This window comes from Sphingomonas fucosidasi (assembly GCF_036663855.1).
In the GTDB taxonomy this organism is placed as follows: domain Bacteria; phylum Pseudomonadota; class Alphaproteobacteria; order Sphingomonadales; family Sphingomonadaceae; genus Sphingomonas; species Sphingomonas faeni_B.
The window spans coordinates 130,782-143,043 of sequence record NZ_JAXOJR010000007.1; the positions used below are offsets into that span (position 1 = coordinate 130,782).

Genomic DNA, 12,262 nt, shown 5'->3' on the forward strand with positions numbered 1-12,262 from the left:
TCAGTCGAGCCCGGCGGCACGACGCACCGCGAGCCCTGCGCCGGCCCAGTCGACATCCTCGCCCTCGAGCGCGATCGCGGTGCGCAGATGGTCGCGGACGATGCCGAGCAGCGGCATCGGCGTGCGTGAGGCACCGGCTGCGGCGTCGACCAGGTTCATGTCCTTCAGGCCCAGGGGCGCTGCGAACCCGGCGGGCTTGAACGCATCGGCAACCAGCATGTCGCCATAGGTCTTGTAGACCGGCGCGGAGAACAGCGTGCCGGTGAGGACCTCGAGCAACGTCGCGCGATCGACGCCCCCCTTCTCCGCCAGCGTCATCGCCTCGGCCATCGCCTCGACCGCGGCCATGATCATGAAATTGCCGCTGAGCTTGACCAGATTGGCCGCCGACGGCGTGGTGCCGACTCGAAACACGCGCTGGCCGATCGCCTCGAACAGGGGCGCGCATCGGTCGAGCAGGTCGTCGGCCCCGGCGGCGACGACGAACAACTTGCCCGCCTCCGCTGCTGGCGGGCGACCGAAGACGGGTGCCGCGACATAGTCTTGCCGATCCTGCGAAAGGCGGTCGGCCAGCGCGACACCGATGGTGCTGTGCGAAACGTGCAGCGCAGGACACTCGAGGATGCCGTCAGGGCCGTAGACGACGTCCTCGAGCGCGCGATCGTCCGCGAGCATCGTCATCACCACGTCGCCCTGTGCGGCGGCGGCCGGGGTTTTGGCGAGCGTGGCGCCCGCCTCGACCAGCGCCTTCGCCTTGTCGGGAGAGCGGTTCCAGACGGTGACGTCATGGCCCGCCGCGACCAGATTGGCGGCCATCGCGCTGCCCATCTGGCCGAGGCCGATGAATCCGACGTTCATGCTATATCCTTTCAATCAGGTGTTGCGAGCCGAACGCATGCGACCTGCTATCGCCGCATCACACGCGCGCGGGCAGGTCGAGACGTGCGACGAGTCCGCCCGACGCCGATCGACCGAGGGTAAGCGTCCCGCCGTTCAGCTCGGCGAGCTCGCGGGTTATCGACAGGCCGAAGCCATGGCCATCGCTGCTTTCGTCGAGACGTCGGCCGGGCAGCATCGCCTGCGCCATCGCCACATCGTCCAGGCCCTCGCCGTCGTCGGCAATCTCTAGCGTGACATGGTTATCGATCGACGTGGCGCCGATCGCGACTGCCGCGCGCGCGTGACGCCAGGCGTTGTCGAGCAGGTTGCCGGTCATCTCGTCCAGGTCCTGCGGGTCGATCGCGACGGCGAGATCGACGGGGATGGCGATGTCGAGCGCGATCGGGCGATCGGCGTGGATGCGGCGCAGTACCGCGACCAGATCGTCGACGGCGGGGGCAATCGGAGTCCGGGTGCGGGCGCCACCGGTCGCGTCGGCGCGGGCACGGCCGAGGTGATGGCGAACGCGGCGGTCGATCTGGTCGACCATGTCGCGGACGTCGTCGTCGGCGTTCGCCTCGGCGAGCTTGAGCGATAGCGCGGCGAGCGGGGTCTTCAGGCCGTGGGCAAGGTTGGCGACATGCTGGCGGGCGTGGGCGAGCCCGGCGGCGTTCTGGTCGATCAGCGCGTTGAGTTCGGTGACCAGCGGTTGCAGCTCGCCGGGCTGGTCGTCGGGGACGTGGCGTTCGGTGCCGGCGCGGACCGCGGCGAGTGACGTGCGGAGATCGCGCAGCGGACGCAGGCCGAACCGGAGCTGGAGCAGCGTCGCCAGCGCAAGCCCGACGCCGAGCAGTGCGAGCGAGCCGAGCAGCGGGATCATCGCCTCGCGCAATGGCTCCTCGACGATCCGACGGGGACCGATCGCGGTGATCGTCACGGTGCCGCGCGGCGTCGTGACGTCCAGGGTGCGAGAGTGGAGGCGTTCGCCACTGCGGTCGCGCGTGTCGCCGGCATGGAGTGCACGATCTTCGCGGCCGCCGGGGCCGGGAGGACGAGGTGGTCCTTCAGGATCGGGTCGCGGCGCTGGGGGCGCTGCGTCGATCGGGGGCGCCGGGTTGGGAGCGGGGGGCGTGATCGGGGGCAGGGGGCGGGTCGTGCCGCTGTCGACCCGACCTGCGGGGCCTTCGACCTGCCACGACCAGTTTGATCCGGGCACGCCGAACTCCGGCAGGTCGACCGCGTGGGTCCGGTCGAGCGTCGCGTCGGGGCGCACCGCGCGCGCCAGCACCGCGACCTGCGCATCGAGCCGCTCGTCGAGCCCGCGCATGACGAAGCGCTCGAGCACGTTGCCGATCGTGATCCCGGCGAAGACGAGAGCGAACCCGGTTGAGAGGGCTGCGATGACGAGCATTCGCCCGAAGAGCGATCTTGGAATGAGGCGGAGGCGGGTCATCGCTGATGTGCTTCCAAGTGTAGCCATCCACCTACTGAACCCCACCCCGGCGAAGGCCGGGGCCCAGTTGGAAAGGCTTTTCTAATGGCAGACAACGCTCCGTTAACAGCGTCTCCCAACTGGGCCCCGGCCTTCGCCGGGGTGGAGGCTATGGCCATCACGCCCCATCCGCCGTCAGCCGGTACCCGCGGCCGCGCACAGTTTCGATCATCTGCGCGCCGATCTTCCGCCGCAACCGGCCGATGATCACCTCGATCGAGTTCGAGTCCACGTCGGCATCGCCCTCATAGACCCGCTCGATCAGGTCCGCGCGTTCGATCACCACTTCGCGGCGGAGCATCAGCGCGGACAGCACCCGCCATTCGAACGCGGTGAGCTTCAACGGCAGCCCATCGAGCTCGAACGTGCCGAGTTGCGCATCGAAGGCGAGCGGACCGCAAATCACGCGCGCCGCGGCATGACCGGCGGCGCGGCGGACCAGCGCGCGGAGTCGCATCACCACCTCCTCGACGCGGAACGGCTTGACCACGTAATCATCGGCACCGGCCTTGAAGCCCTCGACCTTTTCCGACCAGCCGTCGCGCGCGGTGAGGATCAGGACGGGCAGATCGCGGCCCGCTGCACGCCAGTCGCGCAGCACGGACAAGCCGTCGCGCTTGGGCAGGCCGAGGTCGAGCACCGCCGCGTCGTAGAGTTCGGTCGCGCCGAGATGCCCGCCGTCTTCGCCGTTGCTCGCGACGTCGACCGCGAAATGCTCCGCGCGCAGTGCCCGCGCCAGCCCGTCGGCGATCGCCGCATCGTCCTCGACCAATAATACCCGCATGCGATCGTCCCTATGTCCGAGACCCCAACGGAATCTGAACGGCTTGGTTCAGCGGGCGTCGGCAGCGCGCGCCTAGACGGTGATTCGTCAACCAATGAGAGGAAAGACTATCATGTCCGAGCATCCCGCCCACCCGCTGCCCCCGAAAGGCTTTAATTTTCGCCGCAACCGCCTGGCGCTCGCCGCGGCTGGCCTGCTCGCGGTCGGCGGCGCCGCCGGTGCCGTTACGGTCGCCGCGACCCGCCCCAGCGTGACGATGGCGCCTGCCACCCCGGTCGCGATCCGCTCGCTCCAGTCGGACGGCCGGTCGAACGGCATCGTCACGATCCGCGGCACCGTCGCCGAAATCTACGGCAACAAGTTCGTGATGGCCGACCCCACCGGCCGCGCGCTGGTCGACCTGGGCCGTGAAGGCGAGGACGGCACTCTCGTCACCGCCGGCCAGCCGGTGACGATCCAGGGCCGATTCGAGAATGGCTTCGTCCATGCCTCGTTCCTGGTCGGGGCGGGCGGCAAGGTGACCGCGCTCGGCCCGATCGGCGGTCCGCCGCATGGTCCGGGTGGTCCGGGGCATGACGGTCCTCGTGGCCCCGGCGGTCCGGGTGCACCTCCGCCCCCAGCCAGCATGGCGCCGCCACCGCCGCCGATGACTGCGGGTGCGGCCCCAGCCCCGGGTGCTCCGGCAGGCGTGGCGGCTCCGACGACGGCACCGGCTCCGCAGGCTACGCCAGCGACGTGACTAGGATGGAGCCGGGTAAAATCGGCTCCATTTCCCGTTCCAGGCAGCATCGAAACCGCGCGGCAAAGACACCGTCATCCCTGCGCAGGTTTCACGATCCTCCCCCGCAAGGGGGAGGTGGCAGGCTCTTGCCTGACGGAGGGGGAGGTAAGGTGTAACTGCCGTTCCGTGTCCTCCCCCTCCGTCGCCTTCGGCGCCACCTCCCCCTGACGGGGGAGAATTCGCTCAGCGGGCGATCGACGCGACCCTTGGGGCTTCGGTCTGGCGCGATTGCGGGGCGGGTTGGCGGACCCAGTAGCGGCCGGTCACCGCCAGTGGCAGCGCGAGCAGGAGACCCGCGCCGACGTCCCATACACCGTCGCCGATCAATCCCGCGCCCAGCCCCGCGACGGTCGACACGCCCAGCAGGATCGGCATCGCGAAGATCTGGCGGTTGGTCTTGTGGCTCATGCGATTTCTCCCGCCATCACGACTTCGCGGACGCGCTGGTCGCTCGGACCGCCGCGACGACGCAGCCAAAGATACAGCCCGCTGCCGAGCACGATGATCGTCAATATGTCGAAGATCGCCCAGACGATCTTCATCGCGAGGCCGCCGTAATTCCCGAAATGCAGCGGCTGCGCGAGCAGCATCGCCTGCATGTACCAGGGCATCGGCACGACCGCGTCGAGCCGCCCGGTCGCGGCATCGACGAAGCCCGGCAGCAACAGCTTCGACGTCAGTGGCGTCGCGCCCTTCAGGAACACGGCGTAGTGATGCGTGCTGCTGAAGACGACGCCCGGGAAGGCGATGAACTGCGGTTCCATCTCGGGCGCCTCGCGCCGCACCGCGTCGAGCGCCGCCTGCACCGACGCGCGCTGGGACCCGAGCGGCGTACGCGTCTCGCTGGCGATGATCTCGGCAAGGCCATTCGCCTTCCAGATCGCGGTGATCGGCACGACGAAGGTGTTGATCGTCCCCGTCACGCCGACGACGCTCGCCCACACCAGCGTGACGATGCCGAGCAGATTGTGGCGATCGAGCCACCCGAGCCGCTTGCTGCGTCCGCGCCGCAACGTGCCGAAGTCGAGCTTGGCCATAAACGGCGCGTAGAGCACGACGCCCGAGACGATCGCCGCGAAGAACAGCAGGCCCATCACGCCGAGGAATATCTCCGCCCAGAAGCCGAGCAGCATGTCGGTGTGGAGTTCGAGGATGAACGCCATCACGCCCGGCACATAGGGCGGCATCTTCGCGCCGGTGCGCGCATCGAACGCGTGGAAATGCATCGCCGCGGGCACCGCGTCGGGGGTCGGCCCAGTCGTGACGTAGACGATCGGCCGCTCTTCGTCGAAGCTGATGTAGAGCGGCACCTCGCCGGGAGCCGCCTTCGCCGCCCGCGCGAGAATGGTGTCGAGCGAGAGCGACGGCGTGCCGGCGGGCAAGGTGGCCATCGGCGCGGGCGGGTTGATCCACCCGTCGATCTCCTCCTCGAAGATCAACGGCAGGCCGGTCACGCACAGCATCAGCAGGAACGCGGTGCAGATCAGGCTCGTCCATTTGTGGACGAGATACCAGGCCTTGATCGTGCCACGGGTCATGCGCGGAACACGGGTATGTCGAGGGAAAGGCGCTGGCGGATGGTCACCGGCACACAGGTACAGATTTGATAACGATGTGCAATAGCGATGTGAGGGTAGGTGCTTCGTCGACTGATCCTCCCCCGCCAGGGGGAGGTGGCACCGAAGGTGACGGAGGGGGAGGAATGCGCAACCGCGGTGATCCTGACCTCCCCCTCCGTCTGGCAAGTGCCAGCCACCTCCCCCTGGCGGGGGAGGATTAAGGACTAAGCGACTCCCGCGCCGCCCGTCACGCCGTACACCTCACCGGTAATATAGCTCCCCTCCTGTGATGCCAGCAGCACATACACCGGCGCGATCTCGACCGGCTGGCCGGGACGCCCGAAATGGCTCTTCGACCCGAACGTCTCGACCATCTCCTGCGGCTGGCCACCGCTCGGCTGCAACACCGTCCAGAACGGGCCCGGCGCGACGACGTTCGCGCGGATACCCTTCTCGATCAGCTGCTTGGCGAGCCCCTTGGTGTACGCGACGATCGCCGCCTTGGTGGTCGCATAGTCGAGCAGATTGTCCGACGGATCATAGCCCTGCACCGACGCGGTCGTGATCACCGCCGCGCCGACGGGCAGATGCGGCACCGCGGCCTGCACGAACCAGTGCAGCGCATAGACGTTGGTCTTCATCGTCTGGTCGAAATCGTCGGTCGAGATATCGGCGACGGTCGGCCGCGTCTGCTGGCGTCCGGCGTTGACCACCAGCACGTCGAGACCACCAAACGCATCGACCGTCTGCTGGACCGCGGCGCGACAGAACGCCTCGTCCTTCACGTCGCCGGGCAGCGCGAGCGCCTTGCGACCCTCGGCCTCGATCAGTGCGACGACCTCCTTCGCATCGGCCTCCTCGGCAGGGAGATAGACGATCGCGACGTCGGCGCCCTCGCGCGCATAGGCGATGGCGGCGGCGCGACCGATGCCGCTGTCGCCGCCGGTGATGAGCGCCTTCCGCCCGTCCAGCTTGGCCGAGCCCTTGTAGCTCGTCTCGCCGTGATCGGGTTTCGGATCCATCTTCGACGCGATCCCCGGGGCTTCCTGCGGCTGCTGCGGGAAGGGGGGCTGCGGATATTGCGTGCGCGGATCCTGCATCGTAAGCCGGTCGGCCATGGGGTGCTCCTATCTGGGGGGAACAGGGGCAACCGACGGCCGATCGATCGGGTTGCGCTCTACTTGAGCAGGATCAACGCCTTCGACAGCGTCATGTAGATCCCCCAGAGGATCGGCAGCCCGACCGCCAGCCACGCGAAGACGATTACCGGCGAGGTGCCGCCTTCCGCCGCGACCGTCCCGCCACCGGCCACCGTCTCGACCGCGATCAGCCTGTCGTCCGCGGGCATGTGGAACTTGGCTGCGACCGGCCGGACGAACAGGTTCGCGACGAACCCGGCGACCAGCATCGCCGCCAGCACCCAGAAGATCGGCGGATAAATATCGCCACGCGGCACGCCCGCCGCGATCGCGCGGTCACGCATGTTCGCGACGAGCAACGGCCCGACCACGCCTGCCGTCGACCACGCGGTCAGCAACCGCCCATGGATGGCACCGACATATTTCGTCCCGAACAGATCGGCGAGATACGCCGGCGCCGTCGCGAACCCGCCGCCGTACATCGACGCGAGGATGCAGAAGACGAGGATGAACAGGCCGAGCGTCGTGCCCGCCAGCGCCGGTGCTGCCAGACCATAAAGCAGCGCGCCGGCGACGAGGATGGTCGCGAACATCGGCTTGCGCCCGATCCGATCGGACAGCCATGCCCAGAAGAACCGTCCGCCGATGTTGAACAGGCTGATCGCGCCGACGAACCCCGCGCCGACCGCCGCGGCCGCCTTTTTCTGGTCGTCGTCGAACGCCGTGAACAGCACGCCCGGCGCATCGATCAGCCGTCCGCCGAACAGCTCCTGCAACATCGGCGAGGCGATGCCGATGATCCCGATCGAGGCGGAGACATTGAAGAACAGCACCAGCCACACGAGCCAGAATTGCGGCGTGCGATGCGCGTTCGAGAGCGCGACGTTGAAGCGGCTGATCGACGCCTTGGCCGATGTCGGCGCGGTCCAGCCGGCGGGCGCCCAGCCCTCGGCGGGCACGCGGTAGCCGATTGCGCCGGCCATCATGAACACGAAATAGACGCTCGCGAGGACCAGGAACGTTTGCCACACGCCGACCCCTGTCGGGCTGGCGAAATGCTTCATCAACAGGTCGGCGAGCGGTCCGCCGATCATCGCGCCGCCGCCAAAGCCCATGATCGCCATGCCGGTCGCCATCCCGCGCCGATCGGGAAACCATTTGATCAGCGTCGACACCGGCGAGATATAGCCAAGTCCCAGCCCGATCCCGCCGATCACGCCAGACCCGATCCAGATCAGCCAGAGCTGATGCATCGACACGCCGATCGCGGCGATGCCCATGCCGCCACACCAGCAAAACGCGGCGACGACGCCGGCTTTCCGCGGTCCGGCGCGCTCGAGCCAACCGCCCCAGATCGCGGCCGACGCGCCGAGCACGACGAAGAACAACGTATACGTCCAGACGAGATCGCTGACGCGCCAGTCGCAGGCCGTCGTGGTCAGTGCGCCGATCAGCGAGAGGTTGGGGCAGACGACCGGGTCCGAAATCCCGATCGCACGCGACAGCGGCAGCCAGAACACGCTGAACCCGTACGCCATGCCGATGCACAGGTGGATCGCGAGCGCGCAGGGCGGCACGAGCCAGCGGTTGAAGCCGGGCGCTGCAACCGTGCGTGCCCGGCTCAGAAAGCCGTCCGCGCTCGAATCTCGTTCGCCGTATTCCCGCGTGTCAGCCATGAATCCCCCGTTTATTCGCTTATATTCGCGGACGATGGCCGATCAGGCGGTGAATGTCACCTCAAGCGGTTCGAACCCTTCGATCGTCGCGCGGACGGTCTGTCCGCGCTGGATCGGCCCGACGCCGGCGGGGGTGCCGGTGAAGATCAGGTCGCCCGGTACCAGCTCGACGAAGGTGGACAGCGTCGCGATGATTTCGGGGACGCTCCAGATCATCATCGACAGGTCGCCCGACTGGCGCGTCTCGCCGTCTATGGTGAGCGCGATGCTGCCCGAGGCGGCGGGCACGCCGGGCGTCAGCGCCGCGACGGGGGCGGAGCGATCGAAGCCCTTCGCCATATCCCACGGCCGTCCGATCTTCTTCGCCGCCGCCTGCAGATCGCGCCGCGTCAGGTCGATGCCGACGCCAGCGCCGAAGATCATCGCCGCCGCATCCGCGACCGCGACGTCCTTGCCGCCCTTGCCGAGCGCAACGATCAGTTCGACCTCGTGATGCAGGTCTTCGGTTTGCGGCGGGAAGGGCAGCGCGCTGCCGTTCTCCACCACCGCGTCGGCGGGCTTGGAAAAGAAGAACGGTTCCTGCCGGTCGGGGTCGGAGCCCATCTCACGTGCATGATCGGCGTAGTTCTGGCCGACGCAGAAGATCCGGCGGACCGGGAAGCGATCGGCCGAGCCGGCGATGGCGACGGTCGGGGCGGTGATCGTGGGAATGTGCATGATGGCTCCTTTGCCCGCCTACATCGACGTCGGGCGCCTGCATTGCAACGACCGGCCGGGGCAACGGACCCGGAACGTCTGTCGGGTCGACGGGTTACGGCTAGGCACCAACCGGAGATACCCCAATGCCCAGCACCAACCCCGTGCGGTTCGATCCGTCGGTCGAGACGATCGCGCCCGACGAGCAGGAAACGCTGCAGAGCATGAAGGACTCGTTCCAGGAGATCCTCGAGACCACCTCGGAAGATTACGGCCATGCGGTCCGGTCGGTCCACGCCAAGGCGCACGGCATCGCGCGCGGCACTTTCACCGTCGCCGATGGCCTGCCGCCCGAACTGGCGCAGGGTATCTTCGCGACGCCGGGCCAGCATGAGGCGATCATCCGTATCTCGACCAACGCCGGCGATATCCTCGACGACAGCATCAGCCTGCCACGCGGCCTCGCGCTGAAGATCCTCGATGTCGAGGGCGCACGCCTCCCGGGATCGGAAGGCGACACGACGCAGGACTTCATCATGGTCAACGGTCCCGCCTTTTCCGCGGCGGACCCCAAGTCCTTCGCCAAGAACCTGAAGCTGCTGGCGAAGACGACCGATCGGTTCGAGGGCGTGAAGAAGGCGATGTCGGCGACCTTCCGCGTCGTCGAGTCCGCACTCGAGGCGGTCGGCGGTAAGTCGGCGACGCTCACCACGCTCGGCGGCGCAAAGCCTGTCCATCCGCTCGGCGAGACCTATTATTCGCAGACGCCGTTCCGCTTCGGCGACTATATCGCGAAGGTCGCGCTGTTCCCGGTCTCGCCCGAGCTGACGCGGCTGACCGGCGATCTGGTCGACATCAGCGCGCGCCCGGACGCGCTGCGCGAGGTCGTCCGCGAGGAACTGGTCGAGCATGGCGGCAAGTGGGAGTTCCGCGTGCAGCTCAACACGGATCTCGAGAAGATGCCGATCGAGGACGCGTCGGTGGTCTGGGACGAGGCGGAGAGCCCGTTCGTGACGGTTGCCACGCTTGACGTGCCGGCACAGCTTTCGTGGGAACAGGGCGTCACCGATCATACCGACGACGCGCTGTCGTACAGCATCTGGCATGGGATCACCGCGCATCAGCCGCTCGGCGGCGTGAACCGCGTGCGCAAGGACACGTACAAGCAGTCGGCGGACTTCCGCGGCAAGTTCAACGGCTGCCCGATGCACCAGCCGGCAAAGCTGTCCGAGCTCGCCTGACATGACGCTGGGGGGGCATAATCTGAAGCTGTTCCACGTCAGCGACGTGCATTTCGGTGCGGAGGATCCGGCGGCGATCGCCTGGTTCTCCGAACGCGTGGCGGAGGAGAAGCCGGACGCGGTCATCATGACCGGCGACCTGACCATGCGTGCGACCAAGGACGAGTTCCAGCAGGGGGGCGACTGGCTCCAGTCGCTCGGCGTGCCGGTGACTCTGGAGGTCGGCAACCACGACATCCCCTATTATTGGGACCCGTTCCGGCGGTTGTTCGCGCCCTATCAGCGCTATGCCGCGGTGGAGCAGATGATCGAGCGGCCGCTGGAGCTGCCCGGCGTCACGGTGGTGCCGCTGAAGACGACCGCGCGGGCGCAGTGGCGGTGGAACTGGTCGAAGGGGCGCGTCAGCGCCGGATCGCTGAAGCGCGCGCTGGCGATGATCGCAGACGTGCCGAAGGGCAATCTGATCTTCATCGGCGCGCATCATCCGCTGATCGAAGGCGGCACGACCGGGACCGCGAAGACGCGTCACGGCGACGCGGCGCTGTCTGCGCTGGCGGAGGCTGGCGCGCATGCGGTCTTGTCGGGGCACGTCCACGATCCGTTCGACATTCCGATCGAACGCGAAGGGCGAACGATCCGGATGATCGGCGCGGGCACCCTGTCGAAGCGGACGCGTGGCAGTCCGCCGGCGTTCAACGAGATCCGCGTCGTAGGCGGGCGGTTCGTGACGGTGCCGCGGACGCTGTAGGTCAGCTGTTATAGGGGTTGTTGAGTTCGGCGAGCCAGCCGGCGGCGGGCGGGCGCAAGGTGCTGCCGGAGGCCCGCCGGCGGCGCGCTTCGGAGACGTCGATCGGCGTCTGGAACGCCAGCCCCGCCAGCCCGCTCCTGACCCACACCACATTGGCGGCGGTTGGCGCGATCGACCCGATCGCGACGACGACGACGGTGCCCGTCACGAGGTCCCCGGCCTGCGCGATGCAGAGGCCGGTTTCCGAGATGTTGGTGACGCGGTGCTGGCTGGCCCCGTCGCGGTCGACGCGAAACATATCCGCGCTCAGCATCACGCTCGTCCGCGTCGCACGGGCAAGCGAGGGCGGTTTGTCGCTCGGATCGGTCGTCATGCGATGAAAATGCCCAGGGTCGGTGCGGATATCCATAGTTGCGGGGATATTTCTGCGGGATGGTCCGTGTCGCGCACTTATTTCTTGTGGCCGCCTTGCGTGAAGTCGATCCGAATCTTCACCCAGGCGCCGATCATCGGCTTGCCGCCGACGCGGGGCGGGCGGATGCGGAACTGCCATGCGCTCTGCCGCATCGCCCGCGAGAGTCCGGACCCGATCGGGGATTCGCCGAGCGATCGGCAATTCTCGACCTGGTAATTCGCGATCGTCTTGCATGCGATCAACGCCCAGCCGCCCGGCGGCGCACCGTTGGGCAGGAACTCGGCGAGCTCGGCATGGGTGGGCTCGCGGTACCATTCGGCATTGTACAGCCGCTGCCCGCCCGGCCCCTCGCCAGGACCATAGGCCGAACCACTGTCCTGACCTTTCCCCGACCCGCTCCCCCCATCCCCGCCCGCAAGCTGGTCTTCGGGATGCGCGGGCATCTTGGAGATGTCGGCCGCGTCGAACATCTCCATCCCGCCCAGCATCTTGATCGGTAGCGGGGGTGGAGATTTCGGCGGGGCAGGGGGCGCCTGCGCGGACTCGGCGCGCGGTGCGGCCCGCGGCGGCGAACCACCGCTGGCGCGCTTCTGCTTGGTCGGCGACGGCGTGCGCTTCGCCGGGGTCGGGGTGCTCTGATCGGGCGCGATCTGGAACGTGATCGGCTCGCTCCGTTCCTCGGGCTTGACGACCGCCGAGGGGGCCAGTCGCACCAGCATCAGGATGATCAGGATGTGCGCGATCACCGTCAGCACGAACGCGGCACTGCGGCGTCGCGTGGAAACGCGCGTCTCGATCGACGAAGGATGGTACGCCGACCGCATCTGCCGTTCGCCTAGCCTTCCCGCGCCC

At 68.0% G+C, this 12,262-nt stretch carries 13 protein-coding genes; 3 read left to right on the forward strand and 10 right to left on the reverse strand.

All coding sequences use genetic code 11. From position 1 onward, the window contains the following. From U1737_RS13970 to U1737_RS13980, 3 genes are all read right to left on the reverse strand, one after another. Complete coding sequence (locus U1737_RS13970; protein WP_332797189.1) at positions 1–858, reverse strand: NAD(P)-dependent oxidoreductase; 858 nt, start codon at positions 856–858, stop codon at positions 1–3. Positions 859–916: 58 nt separating this feature from the next. Further along, positions 917–2,332, reverse strand: a complete 1,416-nt coding sequence (locus U1737_RS13975) for a sensor histidine kinase (protein WP_332797190.1) — start codon at positions 2,330–2,332, stop codon at positions 917–919. A gap of 157 nt (positions 2,333–2,489) precedes the next feature. Continuing rightward, a complete protein-coding gene (locus tag U1737_RS13980) occupies positions 2,490–3,155 on the reverse strand; it encodes a response regulator transcription factor (RefSeq protein ID WP_248523046.1) in 666 nt (221 codons plus the stop codon). Positions 3,156–3,267: 112 nt separating this feature from the next. Here U1737_RS13980 and U1737_RS13985 point away from each other — a divergent pair, with 112 nt between their 5' ends. After that, entirely contained in the window at positions 3,268–3,894 is a 627-nt protein-coding gene (locus tag U1737_RS13985) for a hypothetical protein (RefSeq protein ID WP_332797191.1), read from the forward strand. Positions 3,895–4,119: 225 nt separating this feature from the next. On the opposite strand, the gene U1737_RS13990 is transcribed toward U1737_RS13985, so the two are convergent. From U1737_RS13990 to U1737_RS14010, 5 genes are all read right to left on the reverse strand, one after another. Next, positions 4,120–4,344, reverse strand: a complete 225-nt coding sequence (locus U1737_RS13990) for a hypothetical protein (RefSeq protein WP_248523048.1) — start codon at positions 4,342–4,344, stop codon at positions 4,120–4,122. Then, positions 4,341–5,474, reverse strand: a complete 1,134-nt coding sequence (locus U1737_RS13995; protein WP_332797192.1) for a PepSY-associated TM helix domain-containing protein — start codon at positions 5,472–5,474, stop codon at positions 4,341–4,343. Before U1737_RS13995 ends, U1737_RS13990 begins: the two co-directional genes overlap by 4 nt. Positions 5,475–5,719: 245 nt before the next feature. Next, complete coding sequence (locus tag U1737_RS14000) at positions 5,720–6,613, reverse strand: SDR family oxidoreductase (RefSeq protein WP_332797193.1); 894 nt, start codon at positions 6,611–6,613, stop codon at positions 5,720–5,722. Positions 6,614–6,672: 59 nt separating this feature from the next. Next, entirely contained in the window at positions 6,673–8,310 is a 1,638-nt protein-coding gene (locus U1737_RS14005) for an OFA family MFS transporter (protein ID WP_332797194.1), read from the reverse strand. A gap of 42 nt (positions 8,311–8,352) precedes the next feature. Then, positions 8,353–9,027, reverse strand: a complete 675-nt coding sequence (locus tag U1737_RS14010) for a fumarylacetoacetate hydrolase family protein (protein WP_332797195.1) — start codon at positions 9,025–9,027, stop codon at positions 8,353–8,355. Positions 9,028–9,152: 125 nt separating this feature from the next. Between U1737_RS14010 and U1737_RS14015 the strand changes: the two genes are divergently transcribed. Next, entirely contained in the window at positions 9,153–10,247 is a 1,095-nt protein-coding gene (locus tag U1737_RS14015; protein ID WP_332797196.1) for a catalase family protein, read from the forward strand. Between the two features lies 1 nt (position 10,248). Further along, a complete protein-coding gene (locus U1737_RS14020) occupies positions 10,249–10,995 on the forward strand; it encodes a metallophosphoesterase family protein (protein ID WP_332797197.1) in 747 nt (248 codons plus the stop codon). 1 nt (position 10,996) lies between these two features. Here U1737_RS14020 and U1737_RS14025 read toward each other — a convergent pair whose 3' ends face one another. After that, positions 10,997–11,368 (reverse strand): PilZ domain-containing protein, encoded by a 372-nt coding sequence (locus U1737_RS14025; protein WP_248523055.1) that lies wholly within the window; start codon positions 11,366–11,368, stop codon positions 10,997–10,999. A gap of 77 nt (positions 11,369–11,445) precedes the next feature. Continuing rightward, complete coding sequence (locus U1737_RS14030) at positions 11,446–12,234, reverse strand: hypothetical protein (protein ID WP_332797198.1); 789 nt, start codon at positions 12,232–12,234, stop codon at positions 11,446–11,448. Positions 12,235–12,262: the final 28 nt, after the last annotated feature.